17 protein-coding genes are annotated in these 17,464 nt (G+C 63.6%); 12 read left to right on the top strand and 5 right to left on the bottom strand.

What is annotated here, in order from left to right; genetic code table 11:
- From MOV80_RS21550 to tssE, 7 genes are all read left to right on the top strand, one after another.
- The coding region (locus MOV80_RS21550; RefSeq protein ID WP_275975389.1) for a type VI secretion IcmF C-terminal domain-containing protein at window positions 1-1,033 on the top strand (1,033 nt) is incomplete at its 5' end.
- 13 nt (window positions 1,034-1,046) lie between these two features.
- The gene (locus tag MOV80_RS21545) at window positions 1,047-1,400 is read left to right on the top strand and encodes a hypothetical protein (protein ID WP_157222241.1); all 354 of its coding nucleotides are present in this window, start codon (window positions 1,047-1,049) and stop codon (window positions 1,398-1,400) included.
- On the top strand, window positions 1,397-2,959 hold the full coding sequence (gene tssA / locus MOV80_RS21540; RefSeq protein WP_019104440.1) for a type VI secretion system protein TssA: 1,563 nt from the start codon (window positions 1,397-1,399) through the stop codon (window positions 2,957-2,959). The genes MOV80_RS21545 and tssA overlap by 4 nt, the downstream gene beginning before the upstream one ends.
- A 52-nt stretch (window positions 2,960-3,011) precedes the next feature.
- Window positions 3,012-4,787: a type VI secretion system baseplate subunit TssF gene (gene tssF / locus MOV80_RS21535; RefSeq protein WP_019104439.1), complete on the top strand. Its 1,776-nt coding sequence runs from the start codon at window positions 3,012-3,014 to the stop codon at window positions 4,785-4,787.
- Entirely contained in the window at window positions 4,784-5,812 is a 1,029-nt protein-coding gene (gene tssG, locus MOV80_RS21530; protein ID WP_019104438.1) for a type VI secretion system baseplate subunit TssG, read from the top strand. Before tssF ends, tssG begins: the two co-directional genes overlap by 4 nt.
- Complete coding sequence (gene tssJ, locus MOV80_RS21525) at window positions 5,809-6,339, top strand: type VI secretion system lipoprotein TssJ (RefSeq protein WP_081576046.1); 531 nt, start codon at window positions 5,809-5,811, stop codon at window positions 6,337-6,339. Before tssG ends, tssJ begins: the two co-directional genes overlap by 4 nt.
- A 2-nt stretch (window positions 6,340-6,341) precedes the next feature.
- Window positions 6,342-6,755: a type VI secretion system baseplate subunit TssE gene (gene tssE, locus MOV80_RS21520; RefSeq protein ID WP_039756810.1), complete on the top strand. Its 414-nt coding sequence runs from the start codon at window positions 6,342-6,344 to the stop codon at window positions 6,753-6,755.
- Window positions 6,756-6,992: 237 nt separating this feature from the next.
- Here the strand turns inward: tssE and MOV80_RS21515 are convergent, their stop codons facing one another.
- The 4 genes from MOV80_RS21515 to ald all read right to left on the bottom strand — a co-directional run bounded on the left by MOV80_RS21515 (window position 6,993) and on the right by ald (window position 11,808).
- A complete protein-coding gene (locus MOV80_RS21515) occupies window positions 6,993-8,375 on the bottom strand; it encodes an aspartate aminotransferase family protein (protein ID WP_019104435.1) in 1,383 nt (460 codons plus the stop codon).
- Between the two features lie 138 nt (window positions 8,376-8,513).
- Window positions 8,514-9,848, bottom strand: a complete 1,335-nt coding sequence (locus tag MOV80_RS21510; protein WP_019104434.1) for a glutamine synthetase family protein — start codon at window positions 9,846-9,848, stop codon at window positions 8,514-8,516.
- A 21-nt stretch (window positions 9,849-9,869) separates the two neighbouring features.
- Entirely contained in the window at window positions 9,870-10,664 is a 795-nt protein-coding gene (locus tag MOV80_RS21505; RefSeq protein ID WP_019104433.1) for a gamma-glutamyl-gamma-aminobutyrate hydrolase family protein, read from the bottom strand.
- Between the two features lie 19 nt (window positions 10,665-10,683).
- Window positions 10,684-11,808 (bottom strand): alanine dehydrogenase, encoded by a 1,125-nt coding sequence (gene ald, locus MOV80_RS21500; RefSeq protein WP_019104432.1) that lies wholly within the window; start codon window positions 11,806-11,808, stop codon window positions 10,684-10,686.
- A 212-nt stretch (window positions 11,809-12,020) separates the two neighbouring features.
- Here ald and MOV80_RS21495 point away from each other — a divergent pair, with 212 nt between their 5' ends.
- The 5 genes from MOV80_RS21495 to MOV80_RS21475 all read left to right on the top strand — a co-directional run bounded on the left by MOV80_RS21495 (window position 12,021) and on the right by MOV80_RS21475 (window position 16,656).
- Window positions 12,021-12,566 carry a cupin domain-containing protein gene (locus tag MOV80_RS21495; protein WP_039756808.1) on the top strand — a complete coding sequence of 182 codons (546 nt, stop codon included), beginning with the start codon at window positions 12,021-12,023 and terminating at the stop codon, window positions 12,564-12,566.
- A 188-nt stretch (window positions 12,567-12,754) separates the two neighbouring features.
- Window positions 12,755-14,242 (top strand): aldehyde dehydrogenase, encoded by a 1,488-nt coding sequence (locus tag MOV80_RS21490; protein WP_249605470.1) that lies wholly within the window; start codon window positions 12,755-12,757, stop codon window positions 14,240-14,242.
- Window positions 14,243-14,321: 79 nt separating this feature from the next.
- Window positions 14,322-15,107 carry a transporter substrate-binding domain-containing protein gene (locus MOV80_RS21485; protein WP_249605469.1) on the top strand — a complete coding sequence of 262 codons (786 nt, stop codon included), beginning with the start codon at window positions 14,322-14,324 and terminating at the stop codon, window positions 15,105-15,107.
- A gap of 70 nt (window positions 15,108-15,177) precedes the next feature.
- On the top strand, window positions 15,178-15,966 hold the full coding sequence (locus tag MOV80_RS21480; protein ID WP_249605468.1) for a transporter substrate-binding domain-containing protein: 789 nt from the start codon (window positions 15,178-15,180) through the stop codon (window positions 15,964-15,966).
- Window positions 15,967-16,038: 72 nt separating this feature from the next.
- Entirely contained in the window at window positions 16,039-16,656 is a 618-nt protein-coding gene (locus MOV80_RS21475) for a histidine phosphatase family protein (protein WP_019104427.1), read from the top strand.
- A 120-nt stretch (window positions 16,657-16,776) separates the two neighbouring features.
- Here the strand turns inward: MOV80_RS21475 and MOV80_RS21470 are convergent, their stop codons facing one another.
- Window positions 16,777-17,385 (bottom strand): FMN-dependent NADH-azoreductase, encoded by a 609-nt coding sequence (locus tag MOV80_RS21470; RefSeq protein ID WP_107732031.1) that lies wholly within the window; start codon window positions 17,383-17,385, stop codon window positions 16,777-16,779.
- Window positions 17,386-17,464 lie beyond the last annotated feature (79 nt).

Genomic DNA, 17,464 nt, shown 5'->3' with positions numbered 1-17,464 from the left:
CCAGGACGGCTCCAATCTCAGCCTGCAACGCTATCTGGAGCGGGTGGCGGCCACCCGGCTCAAGCTGCAACAGGTGGCCGCCGCGCCGGACCCGGACGCCGCCGCCCGCGCGCTGGCGCAGGCGTTGTTCCAGGGCAAGGGCGGCGAACTGGCCGAAAGCCGCGACTACGCAGCCCAGCTGGCCGCCAGTCTGGGCGAAGACTGGCAGGGGGTTGGCCTGCACCTGTTCCTGCAACCCTTGAATCAGTCCTGGCACACCCTGCTGCAACCGGCGGCGGCCAGCCTCAACCAGTTGTGGGACCAGAGCATCATCCGGCCGTGGCAATCCAGCTTCGCCGGCCGCTACCCCTTCCACCGCAGCGACGCCGACGCCTCGCTGCCGGAGCTGGGCCGCTTCCTGCACCCCAGCGACGGCCTGGTGCAACAGTTCGTGCGCCAGCAACTGGGCGGGGTGCTGGAACAACAGGGCGATCAATGGTCGCCGGACCCGGCGGCGGCGCAGGCGCTGCGCTTCGACCTGAACTTCCTCAACGAGCTGAACCGGCTGTCGCGGCTGTCCAGCCTGCTCTACGCTCAGGGCGACGCCGGCATCCGCTTCGAACTGAAACCCATCGCCAGCGTCGGCCTGGCGGAAACCCGGCTGCAACTGGACCAGCAGCGCCTGCACTACTTCAACCAGGTGGAAAGCTGGCAGGCGGTGAGCTGGCCCGGCGACTCGCTGAAGGCCGGGTCCAGCCTGCAATGGCAGAGCGTGGACGCCGGCCTGCGCCAGACGCTGGACCACCCCGGCCGCTGGGGCGTGCTGCGCCTGCTGGAACAGGCCAAGCGCGAGCAGATCGACCGTTCCAGCTGGCAGCTGAGCTGGGCGCTGCCGGACGGCCATCAGGCGCGCTACCAGTTGCGCAGCGAGGCCGGCGCCGGCCCGCTGGCCTTGCTGCAACTGATTCAGTTCCAGCTGCCGACGCGGATTTTTATTGTGGAGCCGGGCAAGCCGCCGGCCGCGGCCAAACAGGCCCGGCGCCCCCAACCTTGAAAAGGAGCGAATCATGACGCCCAAGCCCTTGCCGACGCCTAAACCATCCGAGGAATGGAACGTGCGCGAGCTTCAAGCGCCGCGCCAGGAAGACTCGCGGATAGGCGCGACCGGCCAAAGCCGGCCGCCCACGCACAACCCCGCCGCCATTCACCCGCCGGCCAAGGCTCAGGACCTGGCGTCGCCGCGTCGCTGGAGCGTGGAGGAGCTAAGCATTCTCCAACGAGAATATCCGCAACGGGGCGAGGCTTGCCGGTCCATGCTGCCGGGGCGCGGTTCCCTCGCCATCAATCTTCAAGCGCACAGAATGGGCTTGCGGCCGCCAACGCCGACCGCAAGCCCGGCCTCGTCCGGCAAACGCCCATGAGCTGGCTGCGCGCCTTGCTGGGCCGGGATACGGCGCCGGAAGAAGAGGCTCGCCAGCGGCTGCCGCGTTGGTCGGCCTGGCTAAAGCCGATTTCCGATGCCTCGCCCTGCGGCGAAGATCTGTCCCACGACGATGAGTTTCTAGCCTTGAAAGAGGAAGCGACCCGCCTTTCCGGCATGAACGCGCAACTGGCCTTGGCGCATGCGGAAACCTTGCTGAAAACCCGCGGTAAGGATTTGCGCGTGGCGGCCTATTACGCCTTCACCCGGCTACGCCAGGACGGCGTGGCCGGCCTGGCGGACGGCCTGGAACTGAGCGCCGCCTTGCTGGAACGCTACCCGGACACAGTCTGGCCACGGCAGCCGGCGCGGCGACGCAATGCGTTGGAATGGCTGGCCAGCGAACGCTTTACCAACCAACTCTCCGTGCTGGCCGATGACGACGACGCAGCTTGGCGGCGGGCCGCTGCCGCCTTACTGCTGGTGCAACGACTCTCCGCGGACAGCGAGGCGCCGCCGCAGCGGCTAGAAACACTGGGCCGCTGTCTACAGCCCCGGCTGCAAGCCGCCGACGCCGGCCATGCAGCCATGGGCATGCCCGTTCCCGCGGCGGTCGGCGCGGCTACGCCGCCGGCGGGCGCCGATGAGGTGGGCTCCTGGCGCGAACTGCTGGAACAGGCGCGACGGATGGCTGTGTTTCTGCGCCAACAGCCGGAAGGCCAGGCCGCCGCTCTTCGCCTGCTGCGCGCCGTGCGCTGGGAGGCGCTGAGCAGCCCGCCGCCCGGCGACGCCGATGGCCGCAGCCGATTACCGCCGCCGCGCGCAGAGCTGCGTCAACAGCTAAAGCGCCTGCTGTTGCAGCAGCAATGGCGGGACTTGAGCGAGCGGGTGGAAAGCGCGTTCGCGGAAGGGGCCAACCACTGGTGGCTGGATCTGCAGCGTTACGCCTGGCTGGCGAGACAACATGACGGAGAGATGGGTGCCCCGTTGGCGGAGTTGATCCGCGACGATGTTCAACGGCTGTGCCAGCGGCTGCCCGGGGTGGAAAAACTGAGCTTCAGCGACGGTAGTCCGTTTGCGGAAGACGCCACATTGGAATGGCTGGCTCAATGGCGGCGGCCGGAAACCTCCGTTCTCGCAGCGCCGGCGGCCGACGAACGCGGAGACTGGCCGGAAACGGAAACTCAGGCCCACGCCATCGCCGCGCAGCAGGGTTTGCCGGCGGCCTTTGCCTGGGTGCAGGCCTTGCCGGCCATCGCTGGCGGCCGTGAGTTCTGCCTGCGGCAACTGCTGCTGGCCCGGTTGGCGGAACGTCACGGCCGCGCCGAAATGGCCATTCACTTGCTGGAGGCCTTGCTGCGCCAAGCAGATGGCCATCAGTTGGACATCTGGGAGCCGCAACTGGCCTTCGAACTGCTGGCGCAACTGGCGCGGCTGTTGCGCCAGCGCATGCAACGCAAGGACGCAGACCGTTCCGGCCTGGCCCAGCAACTGGAGCAGCTCAATGCGCGCCTGGCCGCGCTGGACCCAGCCCGGGCGCTGGCCGGCGCCTTCTCGTGAATTCGCCCGCGCCGCAAGCGGCGCTTTTTCCACATGTCGATGAAAGCCGCCCATGGATGATCTGACTCTGCGCTATTACGAAGCGGAAATGCGCTACCTGCGCGAAGCCGGCAAGGAGTTCGCCCGCGCCCACCCCGACCGCGCCGCCTTGCTGAATATCGACCGGGTGGGCAAGCGCGACCCTTACGTGGAGCGTCTGTTCGAAGGTTTCGCCTTCCTGACCGGCCGCATCCGCCAAAAACTGGACGATGATTTCCCGGAGCTGACCGAAGGCCTGGTCAATATGCTGTGGCCGCATTATCTGCGCATGGTGCCTTCGCTTACCGTGCTGGAGTTGCGCGCCGACGCCCATGCGCTGCAACAAGCCAAGCCGGTGGAAGCCGGCCTGAGCGTCCTCACCTCGCCGGTGGGCGCGAATGCGGTGCGCTGCGCCTACCGCACCACCCAAGCGGCGATGATTCGGCCCTTGCTGCTGTGCCAGGCCGGCACGCGGTTGGACGGCGAAGGAAGATCGGTGCTGGAGCTGCGCTTTGATCTGGGAGCGACGGCCAAGCGCGAGGCCCTGGACCTATCCCGTCTGCGCCTGTTCCTGGACGCCGATCCGCCCATCGCCTTCGCGCTGCGTCATGCGCTGACCCGACAGTTGGGCCGCGCGCGCCTGCGGCCTTTGGGCCGGGCAGGCTACCCGGTCCACGAGATGCCGACCCTGCGCTTCGAGCCAGTGGGCTTTAACGAGGCGGATCGGCTATGGCCCAAGGCCGACAACGCCTTTGGCGGCTATCAGTTGCTGCTGGAGTACTTTTGCTTCCGCGAAAAGTTCCAGTTTCTAGATCTAGCCGGCCTGGACGCGGCACTGCTCCCCGGAGACTCCACCGGCTTTACGCTGGAGCTGACCTTGACGCAACGCTATCCGGCGGACATGCCGTTCAACGCAGACAACCTACGCTTGCACTGCGTGCCGGCGATCAATCTGTTCCCAATGGAAGCCGAGCCGCTGCATGTGAATCATCTGAATCATGAATACCGGGTGGTGCCATTGGCGAGCCAGGGCCCCGAGATCGAGGCCTGGTCCGTGGACGAAGTCGTTTCCATGGATACCGAGAACGGCGGCCGTCACGCTTACCTGCCGTTCACCAGCTTCCAGCACAGGGGAGGCATGCTGCGCGATGAGGCGCCGGAACGCTTTTACCATGCACGGACCCGGCTTGGCGCGGCCGGCAGGCCGGAAACCTGGCTGGCTCTGGGAGGCCATCTTTGGGATTCGCCGTCGGCGGCGATGCGGGAGGAGATTCTGTCGCTGCGCGTCACGGGCACCAACGGCATGCTGCCGCGCAAAGCGCTGCGCGAAGCGCAGATCCTGGAGCGCTCCGCGGCCCCGCCGCTGACCCAGATCGCCAACCTGACCGCGCCCACCCTTCCCTGCTACCCGCCGGCGGAAGACCGCTATCAATGGCGAGTACTGTCTCACCTTGCGCCCAACTTTCTATCGCTGCTGAACGTAGAAGTGCTGCGCGGGACGCTGGCGCTGTACGACTGGACCGAAGACGAATTGAACCGCCAGCGGCTGAACGGATTGCTGGAGGTGAGACACCAGCTGGTTAGCAGGGTCAAGCAAGGTTGCATGGAGCGCGGGGTACGCATCGAACTGACGGTGGACCGAAGCGGCTTCGCCGGCCCGGGCGATATCCATCTGTTTGGGGATTTGATGCATCGCTTCTTCGCCGCCTACGCCGACATGAACCTATTCACCCGTTTCGAACTACGCATCCTGCCCGAAAACGAGCGGGTCCGTTGGCCGGACAGTAAAACGGAGGCGCCTCCGCTATGACGGAAACCGACTTTTACACTTGGCTGCAATCTGCTCCCGCCTATAACTTTTTCCAATTCTGCCGTGTTCTGGAGCGGCTGCCCGGCGACATGCGCTTGGGCGCGGCGGATAGTCCGGCCAGCGACCCGATACGACTGCTGCCCTCTCCGTCGCTGGGCTTTCCCGCCGGGGAAATCGTCCGCGCGGAGCCGGCTGACCCCGACACCGGCTGCCCACCGGTGCTGCGCACCACCTTTATGGGGCTTTACGGAGTCGACGCCGTGCTGCCCTATTACTTTCTGGACGATATCGCCGTCCGTCGCGAGGGCCACGAACCGCTTGCGGCGATGCTGGACTTGTTCAGCCATCGCCTCACCGCCCTGCTCTATCGCGCCTGGGGCAAATACCGTTATCCGCAAACCTTCAAGGCCGGCGGGCGCGACCCCTTATCCAAGGCCTTGCTGGGCCTGATAGGCATGGGTTTGGGCGAGGCGGCGGAACAGCGTCAACTGCCCGCCGGCCGCCTGCTGGGATTGCTGGCCCTACTGGGCCAGCGCACCCGCCCCGCCTCCGGCCTGGCCAGCGTCATCCGCCATGCGCTGCCCGGAGCCGGTGTCCGGGTGCGGGAGTTCCTGCCCCGCTGGGCGGCGCTGGACGAACCCGCCCCCCTCTCCGGACGGCCACCGCTGCGCGCAGGTGAATTCGTTCTGGGCCGCCGATTGCGCGCCGCCAATCACGCGATCGCCGTCACCGTGCGCCCAAGTCACGCAGACTGCGTACCCTCCTTGCTACCCGGCGGGCTCTTGCATCAGGACGTGCTGGCGCTGACCCGGGTTTACCTGGGATGGCGGCTGGAAGCTGAAATCTGGCTTGAATTGCCCGCCAGCTGGTTGCCGGCCAGCCGCCTCGACCCCAGCGCCCAGCCCAGGCTGGGCCTGGGCTCAACCTTGGCCGGGGCAGCGGGCGAACGCTGGCGCCGCTTGCGCATCGGCCATTATCAACCACTGCCGGACGCCTGCGCCCGGCAGCCAGGAGAACCCGGATGAAACACCTCTTTCCCTCCCTGCGCGCCGGACTGCTCTTGCTTGCCCTGACCCTGCCACTGAGCGGCTGCGGCCTGTGGCAAAGCACCAAGAACGTTACCGTCAGCGCCGCTCAAAAGATATTCCTGACCCGTATAGACCGCCTGAATCTGGATTTGATCGCTAGCGAGGAACTGAACGCCGAAGCCGGACAACGACCGTTGGCGGTAGTGGTGAGGGTGTACCAGTTGAAGGACAAGGCCGCCTTTCTCGCCGCCCCCTACTCAACGCTGCTGGAACAGGATCAATCCGCGTTAGCCGACGACCTGCTGGCCATCCGCCAAACGCTGTTGCGGCCCGGCGCGGCGGTCAGCCTGCGCGAGCCTTACCATCAGGACGCGACCTATGTCGGCGTGGTCGCGCTGTTCCGCCAAGTGGATGCGGAACGGCAATGGCGGCTGCTCTTGGATAAGAAGGAACTCGACAATGACAAGCCCCTGCAATTGGAGCTGCGCGGCTATGCGCTGGAGCGCCGTCAGACGGAGGGATGAATATGGGACCCGCATTATATGAAATGCTGACAGGGCAATTTTCCGACGGACAAGAGCTAGACGCTTTGGCGCCGGAACAGCAGTTCTCTCACAGCGTGATCGACAGCATCCGGCGCATCCTGAACGCGCGCGCGGGATCGCTCAAACATTTACCGGACTACGGCCTGCCGGATCTGGGCCACGTTTATCGCCATTTGCCCGCCAGCGCTCACCAGTTGATGCGCAGCATCGAGCAGACCTTGCTGCGCTACGAACCTAGGCTGGACGCGGTGGAAGTCGCTTTCCAAGGCGATCACGAGCAAATGGTGTTGCGCTACCGCCTGCGTTGCCGCTTGAAACAGCACGGCGAACTAATGCTGGACGCAAGCTTCACGCCCGAGGGCGGCGTCAGATTAAGGGATGGGTCACAGTCGTAAAAAAACTCTAAGCCGACGGGCCGCCAAGCGCCGCGTAAAAGCCTGTTCAAAGTCTCGCGAGCAAGAGAGAGACAAGGCGGAAACGACCGAAGAAGCGGAATGTACATACGGTACATGAGCATTCTGAGGTCTTTTCCAACGCCGTATCGCCGCAGCGCAGCAGATCGTAAACAGGTTATAAGAAAAAAGCCGGGGCTGGCCGCCCCGGCTTGATGCCGGCCAATGCGCGAACCCGGCTCAGACCAGGCCGCTGTCCTTCAATTTGCGTTCGAATGTCTCCATGCAACGCGCGGCCACGCCCAGCATTTCATCGATTTCAGCCTTGCTGATCACCAGCGGCGGCGCGGAGACGATGTGGTCGCCGCAGGCTCGCATGATCAGGTTGTTGCTGAAGAAGATGTCGCGGCACATCAGACCGACGTCGCCAAACTCAGGGAACAGCTCGCGCTTGCTCTTGTCCTTGACCAGGGTGAACGCCTGGATCAGGCCGACACCGCGCACATCGTCCACGTGTTCGAACTGGCTAAAGGTCTCGCGCCAGCGCTTCTGCATATAAGGACCGGTTTCGTTCTTGACGCGGTCGATGATGCCTTCATCGCGCAGGAGCTCGATATTGACGCGCGCCACGGCGCTGGCCACCGGGTGGCCGGAGTAGGTGAAGCCGTGGTTGAAATCGCCGCCGGCAATCAAACCCTGGGCCACGCGTTCGCCCACGAAAACCGCGCCGATGGGCAGATAACCGGAAGACAAGCCCTTGGCGGTGGTGAAAATGTCCGGGCGGAAGCCGAAGTGCTCGAAACCAAACCATTCGCCGGTGCGGCCAAAGCCGCAGATCACTTCGTCGGCCACCAGCAGCACATCGTATTTGCGGCAGATGCGCTCCACTTCCGGCCAGTAAGTGGCCGGCGGAATGATCACGCCGCCGGCGCCTTGGATGGGTTCGCCCACGAAGGCGGCCACTTTTTCCGGGCCGATTTCCAGAATCTTCTCTTCCACCCAGCGCGCGGCCACCACGCCGAACTCGTCCGGGCTCAGATCTTTGCCGTATTTGTACCACCATGGCTGCTCAACGTGGGCCATGCCTGGAATCGGCAGGTCGCCCTGCTCGTGCATATACTTCATGCCGCCCAGGCTGGAACCGCCGATGGTGGAGCCGTGATAACCGTTCCAGCGGCCGATCAGGGTTTTCTTGTCCTTCTTGCCCTGCACATCCCAGTAATGACGCACCATGCGTATCATGGTATCCACCGCCTCGGAGCCGGAGTTAGTGTAGAACACATGCTCGTAGCCGGCCGGCGTCACTTGCGCCAGCAGGTGGGACAGCTCCACCACCGCCGGGTGAGTGGTCTTGAAAAAGGTGTTGTAGAAGGGCAGTTCGTCCATCTGGCTCTTGGCCACGTCGGACAGTTCCTTGCGGCCATAGCCGATATTGACGCACCACAAGCCGGCCATGCCGTCGATGATCTTATTTCCCTCGGAATCCCACAGGTAAATCCCCTCGCTGCGAGTCATCACCCGCGCGCCCTGCTGGTTCAACGATTGGGTATCGGTAAACGGATGCAGATGATGCGCGGCATCCAGTTGGCGCCATTGTTCGGTCGTGCGTTGTTGATTCTGCATAGGACTTCCTTCCAGTATTCTCCAACGGGGCGTAGATGTTCTCTGCCGCCCCTCCTTCGCCATTGGCGTATTTTCAGTGCTTATCCTGGCTGTCCGGGCTGATTCTAACGGACAAATCAGCCCAATGTCATAGCTAAATCACACGTGCAGCAGCAGGAACTTGCGCTCCCACGGGCTGATCACGCGGAAGTATTCGGAGAACTCCTTCTCCTTCATCCCCACGTACATGCTGACGAAGCGTTCGCCCAGCACCTCGGCCATTTCCTTGCAGGAAGCCAGTTGCTCCAGGGACTCCTCCGAGGAGTTGGGGAACTGGTAAGGCAGCTCATACGCGTCCGTCTGGCGCGGCTCGCTGGGTTGCAGCTTGTTGATGATGCCCAGGTAGCCGCAGGCCAGCGTCGCGGCCATGGCGATATAAGGGTTGACGTCCACGCCGGGCACGCGGTTTTCAATGCGGCGCGCCGCCGGCGAGGAATGCGGCACGCGCAGCCCCACGGTACGGTTGTCGTAACCCCATTCGACGTTGGTCGGCGCCGCGGTATAGCGCGATAAACGGCGGAATGAGTTCACGTACGGCGCAAACAACGGCATGGACTGGGGCACGTATTTCTGCAGACCGGCGATGTAGTGGAAGAACAGATCGGACGGGCTGCCGTCTTCATTGGTGAACACATTGCGGCCGGTGTTCTTGTCCACCAGGCTCTGATGCATGTGCATGGCCGAGCCCGGCTCGTTCTCCATCGGCTTGGCCATGAAAGTGGCGTACATATTGTGACGGAACGCCGCCTCGCGCACGGTGCGCTTGAACAGGAACACCTGGTCCGCCAGTTCCAGCGGGTTGCCGTGCAGGAAGTTGATTTCCATCTGCGCGGTGCCCACTTCGTGAATCAGGGTGTCCACTTCCAGATTCTGCGCGTGGCAGTAATCGTAGATGTCCTCGAACAACGGGTCGAACTCATTGACCGCATCAATGGAATAAGAACGGCGGCCGAACTCGGCGCGGCCGGTTCGCCCCACCGGCGCGGCCAGCGGGATATCCGGGTCCGGGTTGGGGGACAGCAGGTAGAACTCCATTTCCGGGGCCAGCACCGGCTCCAGACCCATCTCGTCAAACAGGCCGATCACGCGTTTGAGCACATTGCGCGGCGCCACGTCCACCGGGCTGCCGTCGGCGCGCTGACAGTCATAGATCAATTGCGCGGTGGGATCGACGGCCCAGGGCACGAAGCGCAAGGTGTTCGGGTCCGGGGCCAGCACCATGTCCGGGTCGGTCAGGTCCAGCATGCTGTCGTCGGGGTAGTCCCCGGTCACGGTCTGGATCAGCACGACTTCGGGCAGGCGCATTTCCGGGTCGGACACGAATTTGTCCTTGGGCACGATCTTGCCGCGCGCCACGCCGGTCATGTCGGGGACGATACACTCGACTTCAGTGATTCGGTGCTCTCGCAGCCATTCATTGATCTGATGGGTCATGATGTTCTTCCTCTGTGTGTGTTATTCCGAGTGGTGACACAAGGTCTCGGTTAATTGCGGCCCGCGTTGCCGCTGGTTGCGGCGTTGGCGGCAGGCGTCGCCAAATGCTTTGAAGATGGCCATGGACAGCGGGTTGTCCCAGTACTTCCATTCCGGATGCCATTGCACGGCGAAGGCGAAGCCCTTGGCGTCGCGCACGCGGTAGGCCTCCACCAGGCCGTCGTCGGCCACCGCCTCGCAGATCAAGCGATCGGACAGCCGCTTGATGCCCTGCTGGTGCAGGGAATTGACCATGGCGGAGCCCTGCCCGGTCCATTGCCGCAGCAGGCCGTCATCGGCGAAACGCACCGAGTGGGACAAGGCGTACATCGCATCCACGTCCGGCGTGTCCGGCTCGCGGTGATCCCGCTTGCCCTCTTCTTCCTGCACGTGCTGGTACAGTTCCCCGCCCATCGCCACATTGATTTCCTGAAAGCCGCGGCAGATGCCCAGCAGAGGGATGCCTTGCTCCAGCACCTGCTGGATCAATGGCAAGGTGGTGGCGTCGCGCATCGGGTCGTGCATGGTGCCGGGCCGGCTGGGCGCGCCGCCGTAACGGTGCGGTTCGACATTGGACAGCGAGCCTGGCAGCAGCACGCCGTCCACCAGCTCCAGCACGTCCTTCAGCGCGGTCTTGTCGCCCAGCGCCGGCAGCAACACGGGCACGCCGCCGGCGCCGCCGGCCGCAGCGGCGATGTATTTTTCGCCTGCGGCGTGGAACGGCAACGGGCCTACCATCTTGATGTCACAGGGTATGCCGATGATAGCTTGCAACATTTCGAATCCTTGATACGGGTTAGGAAGCCGCCTTGATGGCTTCTATCGGGTCGATGAACGGGTGACCCAGCGCCTGAGCCACCGCCTGGTAAGTGAGCCGGCCGCGACAGACGTTGAGGCCGTTGCGCAGATGAGCGTTGTCCAACAAAGCTTGGCGCCAGCCCTTGTTGGCCAGTTCCAGCGTGTACGGCAGCGTGGCGTTGGTCAGCGCCTGAGTGGAGGTGCGCGCCACGCCGCCGGGCATATTGGCTACACAGTAATGGACGATGCCGTCCACCACATAAATGGGGTCTTGGTGCGTGGTGGGCCGGCTGGTTTCAAAGCAACCGCCCTGGTCTATGGCCACGTCCACCAGCACCGCGCCGGGCTTCATGATCTTCAGCATCGGCCGCGTCACCAGCTTGGGCGCCGCCGCGCCCGGAATCAGCACCGCGCCGATCACCAGGTCGGCCTCGCGCAGACAGTCTTCGATATTGGCGGAGTTGGACACCAGCGTCTTGATGCGGCCGCCGAACACCATGTCGATTTCTTTCAAGCGCGGCAGCGATTTATCCAGTATGGTGACCTCGGCGCCGGCGCCCATGGCCATGCGCGCGGCGTTCAAACCCACCACGCCGCCGCCTATTACCACCACTCGCGCCGGGGCTACGCCCGGCACGCCGCCCAACAGCACGCCGCGGCCGCCCTGGGCTTTTTCCAGCGCGTGAGCGCCAGCCTGTATCGCCATGCGGCCGGCCACTTCCGACATCGGCGCCAGCAGCGGCAGGCCGCCGCGTTCGTCGGTGACGGTTTCGTAAGCAATGGCAATAGCATCCGATTCCAGCAATAATTTGGTCTGTTCCGGATCCGGCGCCAAATGCAGATAGGTGAACAGGATCTGATCCCGGCGCAGCATCCGGCACTCCACCGGCTGCGGCTCTTTCACCTTGACGATCATGTCGCTGCGTTCGAAGGTTTCTTCGGCGCTGGAAGCAATGGAAGCGCCGGCCTGGATATACTGTTCATCGGTGAATCCGATGGCGAGGCCGGCCTGGGTCTGGACCAAAACCTTGTGACCGTTGGCGACTAACTCCCGGACTCCAGACGGGGTTAGGCCAACACGATACTCGTGGTTCTTGATCTCCTTGGGAACACCGATCAGCATGTCGCTCTCCTCACTTAGATTTGTTGCGGAAGTGCCGCGCAAGCGTTTAAGAAAATTCACAACACGCTTGCCCCTTGTTTCTGATTCTGACTATAAACCCCCAACGATGCAAAGATATTCGATTTTGCGTCGCAGCAAGTAGTGCAGAGTCCGTACAAAATAATTATCATAAAGCGTCTAAAATTATTAACATACTGACGGAGCAGGAATCCATGGACGTTGGCGCGAGATTACGCATGGTCAGGGATCGTTTCGGGCTGTCTCAGCGGGAGCTGGCCAAACGAGCCGGAGTCACCAACGGCACCATTTCGCTGATAGAGCAAAATCGGGTCAGCCCTTCGATCAGCTCGCTGAAAAAAGTGCTGGAAGGCCTGCCGATGACGCTGGCGGATTTTTTCACCTTCGATTCCGACCCGGAACAAGCCCGAGTGTTCTACCAAGCCCACGAATTACCCAATCTGGGCAATGAACAGATCCAGCTGCTGCTGGTGGGCACCGCCCACGACAAGCGCGACATCGCCATCCTGCGCGAAGTCTACGAAACCGGCGCAGACACCGGGCCGGACATGTTGACGCACGAAGGCCAAGAGGGCGGCGTCATCATCAAAGGCAGTATAGAAGTGACCGTGAACAACGAGAGCCGCATCCTGGGACCGGGCGACGCGTATTACTTCGACAGCCGGCTGCCGCATCGCTTTCGCAATACCGGGGCTGAAACCTGCGAAGTGGTCAGCGCCAGTTCGCCGCCCACATTCTGAGCATCATTGAGAACAAGAAGCGCCGGCAAGACCGCATCCGGCGACCAGCAGGCCATAAGGCCAGGCCGGGGAGCTTTGCCCGCCGCGCCGGCTCCAAGCCCACGACAGACGACAACGCAGTCAAACCCGCGTCAAGCGATACCGGCGCCGCCAACGAACGGCGCAGGATCAATCAAAGGAGAGAGTAAATGGCTAGAACGCATGCCGAATGGAAGCAATTCGCCGCTCAACTGAAGATCGAAGGGCGCGCCTTCATCGCCGGCGAGTACTGCGCGGCGCAAGACGGCAAAAGCTTTGCCTGCAACAACCCCGCCAACGGCGAGAAGCTGGCCGACGTGGCCTGGTGCGGCGAAGCCGACGTGGAGCGCGCGGTGCGCGCCGCCCGCCAAGCCTTCGACTCCGGCGCCTGGTCCGGCCTGCCGCCGCGCGAGCGCGGCCGCATCCTCAAGCGCTTCGCCGCGCTGATCCACGAGCATGGCGATGAGCTGGCGCTGCTGGAAACCCTGGATGTGGGCAAGCCCATCAGCGACACCCTCAGCGTGGACCTGCCCGGCAGCGCCTACTGCGTGGAATGGTTCGCCGAAGCCATCGACAAGATTGGCGGCGAAGTGGCGCCGGTTGACCCCAAGGTAGTGGGCCTGGTCACCCGCGAAGCCATCGGCGTGGTGGCCGCCATCGTACCGTGGAACTATCCCATCATGATGGCCAGCTGGAAGTTTGGTCCGGCGCTGGCCGCCGGCAACCCAGTGATCATCAAGCCTTCGGAAAAATCCCCGCTCACCGCCATCCGCCTGGCGGCGCTGGCCAAAGAAGCCGGCATCCCCAGCGGCGTGTTTCAGGTGCTGCCCGGCGCAGGCGACGTGGGCAAGCTGCTGGCGCTGCACATGGATGTGGACTGCGTCGCCTTCACCGGCTCCACCGGCGTGGGCAAATTGATCGCCGGCTACGCCGCGCAATCCAACCTCAAGCGCGTCTGGCTGGAGCTGGGCGGCAAATCGCCCAACATCATTCTGCCGGATTGCCCGGACATCGCCCAGGCGGCGCGCGCCGCCGCCGGCGGCATCTTCTACAATATGGGCGAAGTCTGCACCGCCGGCTCCCGCGTGCTGGTCCACCGCGACATCAAGGCCCGCTTCCTGCAGGAGCTGGAAGCGGCGGCCGCCCGCTATTACCCGCAAGATCCGCTGGACCCGGCCACCAATATGGGCGCCATCGTGGACCGCATCCAGTACGACAAGGTGCTGTCCTACATCGGCAAGGGCGACAGCGAAGGCGCGAAGAAGCTGTTCGGCGGCAAGCCGGCCCACGCCGACACCGGCCTGTTCATCGAACCGACGGCGTTTGACTGCCCCAGCGCCGACCTGACCATCTGCCGCGAGGAAATCTTCGGCCCGGTGCTGTCGGTGATCACCTTCGACGACGTGGAAGACGCCATCCGCATCGCCAACGACACCGAATACGGCCTGGCGGCCGCGGTGTGGACCTCCAACGTCAGCACCGCTCACCAGGTGGCGCGCCGCCTGCGCGCCGGCACGGTGTGGGTGAATTGCTATGATGAAGGCGGGGACATGAACTTCCCCTTCGGCGGCTTCAAGCAATCCGGCAACGGCCGCGACAAATCGCTGCACGCGCTGGAAAAATACACTGAGCTGAAGAGCACGCTGATCAAGCTGTAAACCGCGCGTACAGCGCCGCCGACAGGCTGCCCCTCCGGCAGCCTGTCTTGTTTTCATCCACCCTCGGCAAGGATGCGCCATGAGCAAGTACCTGACCGCCCTCCTCTGCCTTTGCGCCGCCGCCGCGCATGCCGCTTCCGCGCCGCCCGCCTGCCCGGCGGAAGGGCTGAAGGTTGGATACTACCCAACGGCCACCGCCTATGAAAACGGCAAGGGCTACGACGTGGACCTGGTCCACGAGCTGGCGCGCCGCTTGGGCTGCAAGATCCGCGAGGAGCGCGAATATCCGCGCTTGCGCGTGCTGCTGCTGGTGCAGCACGGCAAGCTCAATCTGGCCACCTCCACCATCCCCCTGCAAAAGCGGCTGCGCTACGCCTGGGTGCTGCCCTATACCCGCGACCGCAATATGACCCTGCTCAGTCCGGCGGTGCAGGGCAAGACGCCGGAACAATGGCTGAACGACCCCAAGCTGAAATGGGGCGCCGTCATCGGCTACCGCAACAGCCCGCTGCAGGACTATTTCCTGCAGCAGATGGCCAAGCGCGACAAGCTGATCTGCGCCGCCAACGAAGAAGACCTGCTGGACATGCTGCGCAGCGGCTCCATCTCCGCCGCCTTCTCCCAACCCCAGGTCTACGACCACTGGGTCAGCAGCCAGCCACGCGCCCGGCTGCAAGTCAAAGTCATGGACCCCTTCGGCGACAGCAGCCTGGAGAACGGCCTGGTGCTGTCCCACCGCGGCTTCAGCGAGCCCCAGATGCGCCTCTGGCGGGCGGAGCTGGAAAAAATGCGCGCGGACGGCAGCCTGCAACGCATTCTGCGCAAATACCTGAGCGAAGACAGCGTGCGCGGCATGCTTGAATAACAATCACTCTCACGCGGCAAGACCCGTCGAATCCGGCTATAGCTAAACGGAACGCGTACGGGAGAACGGCATGAAAGCACACTGGGCGGCGCTGCTTGGCGGCGCGCTGGCCTCGGCGGCGGCGCTGGGCGATTCGCCCTGCCCGGCGGACGGCCTGAAAGTGGGTTATTACCTGATCGGCAGCGCCTACGAGAACGGCCACGGCTACGACGTGGACCTAGTGCACGAGCTGGCGCGCCGCTTGGGCTGCAAAATCGCCCAGGAAGACGTCTATCCGCGCATCCGCGTGCTGAAAATGCTGGAGCACGGCCAATTGAATCTGGGCACCTCCACCGTTCCCACATCGGATCGCCGGAAATACGCCTGGATCTACCCCTACTTCTACAGCAAGAACATGATCTTGCTGTCCAAGCAGATCGGCTCGCGCACGCTTGATCAACTGCTGGCCGAGCCTGCAGTGAAATGGGGAGTGATCCGCGGCTACCGCCACAGCCAAGAACAGGACGCCTTCATCGAACAACTGGCCAAACGCGGCAAGGTGGTGATGGCCAACGACGAACGCGACCTCTACGCCATGCTGTCCCAACGCATCGTCACCGCCGCCTTCGCCCACCCTTTCAGCTACGACAGCTGGCTCAACTCCCCGGCCCTGGCCGGACAGGTGACGGTGCTGGACCTATTCCCCAGCTCGGAACGCATCGCCGGTGGCCTAATGCTGGCGCACAACGCCTTCAGCCAACAACAGGCTGAACAATGGCAGGCCCAACTGCAGCAAATGGTCAAGGACGGCTCCCTGCGCAAGATCTTCGGCAAATACCTGAGCGCGGACAGCGTGGCCCAACTGCAACTGCAGCCCTGATCCTTGTCCCAGCTTGCGCCTCCGCCGTCCGCTGCGGGACACTGAGTGGGTTTCGACCCAACGGACCCCGCGATGAAACTTTCCCGTCTCAGCCTGCTGCTGGCCATGCTGGCCAGCCCCCTGCTGCACGCCGCCCCGGCACCTCAGACCCAAACGCTCGTCATGCTGCGTCATGGAGAAAAGCCCGAGGGCGGCTACGGCCAGCTCAACTGCAAAGGCTTCAACCGCTCTCTGGAACTGGCCAAGCTGCTGCCCAAAAAATACGGCCGGGCCGACCAAATCTTCGCGCCCTCCACCGCCAGCCAGACCCGGGACCCCGCCGGAACTTTCAACTACATCCGGCCGCTGGCCACCATCGAACCCACCGCCATCTCGCTGGGCCTGCCGGTGAACAGCAACTTCGACATGGAAGCCATCGCCGCCTTGCAACAGCAGCTGGTCAACCCTCTGCAGCACGGCAAAGTCGTCTATATCGCTTGGGAACACAAACTGTTGCGCGAACTCGCCGTCAACCTGCTGCAGGACTACGGCGACAAGGGCGCGGCGGACAAAGTGCCCAAATGGGACAAGAACGACTTCGACAGCCTCTACGTCGTTACCCTCGACTACGGCCACAATCCGCCCAAAGCCAGTTTCCGCCATGAGCAGCAGGGCCTGGACAAGCTATCGGACAGCTGCAAACTCCCCTAAAGAACCGGTTACGCGTCCGCGGAATAACCCGACAAAGGCATTGAGCAGATTCTCCACTCGCACCGGACGCAAAACAGCCGGCCCATCAAGGGCCGGCTGTCTTCGTTTGCGGCAGGAGAATTACAGCGCCAGCTTGGCGATGGCGTCCTTGGCCGCGTGGATAGCGGTGGCGCGCTTGTCTTCGCCCATGTTCACCGCCTCGGCGCGGACAAAGGCCACGTCGTTTACACCCAGGAAGCCCATCACCGTCTTCAGGTAGTCTTCCTGGAAATCCATCAGTTGGCCTTGCTCGGTACTGTAAACGCCGCCGCGCGAGGACACCACGATCACCTTCTTGCCGCCGGCCAGGCCCACCGGGCCGTTCTCGGTGTACTTGAAAGTGCGGCCGGAGGCGGCCACGCGGTCCACCCAAGCTTTCAGCTGCGACGGGATGGAGAAGTTGTACATCGGCGCGCCGATCACCACCACGTCAGCGGCCAGGAATTCTTCGATCAGCTCATTGCTCAGCGCGGCTTCGCTGCGCTGGGCGGCGGTCCAATCCGCTTCGGCGGTGAAATTGGCGCCGATGATTTCGCCGGACAGATGGGCGATGGGCTGGCTGGCCAGGTCGCGGTAGGAGGTTTCCACATTGGCGTGGCGCTGGCGCAGAGTGTCGGCGACCACGGCGGTCAGTTGGCGGGATACCGAGTTGGCGGCGAGGATGCTGGAGTCGAGATGCAACAGTTTCATGGTCGGGTCCTTCGTGTCTTGGTAGAGAAAGTGATTGCATGATAGTTTTCCGAACCAATCCGCACTAGACTGCAAAAAT

This window comes from Chromobacterium sp. IRSSSOUMB001 (genome assembly GCF_023507765.1).
GTDB classification, from domain to species: domain Bacteria; phylum Pseudomonadota; class Gammaproteobacteria; order Burkholderiales; family Chromobacteriaceae; genus Chromobacterium; species Chromobacterium haemolyticum.
The sequence above is the reverse complement of the archived record's forward strand: the minus strand, read 5'-3'. Positions and strand labels throughout refer to the sequence as shown.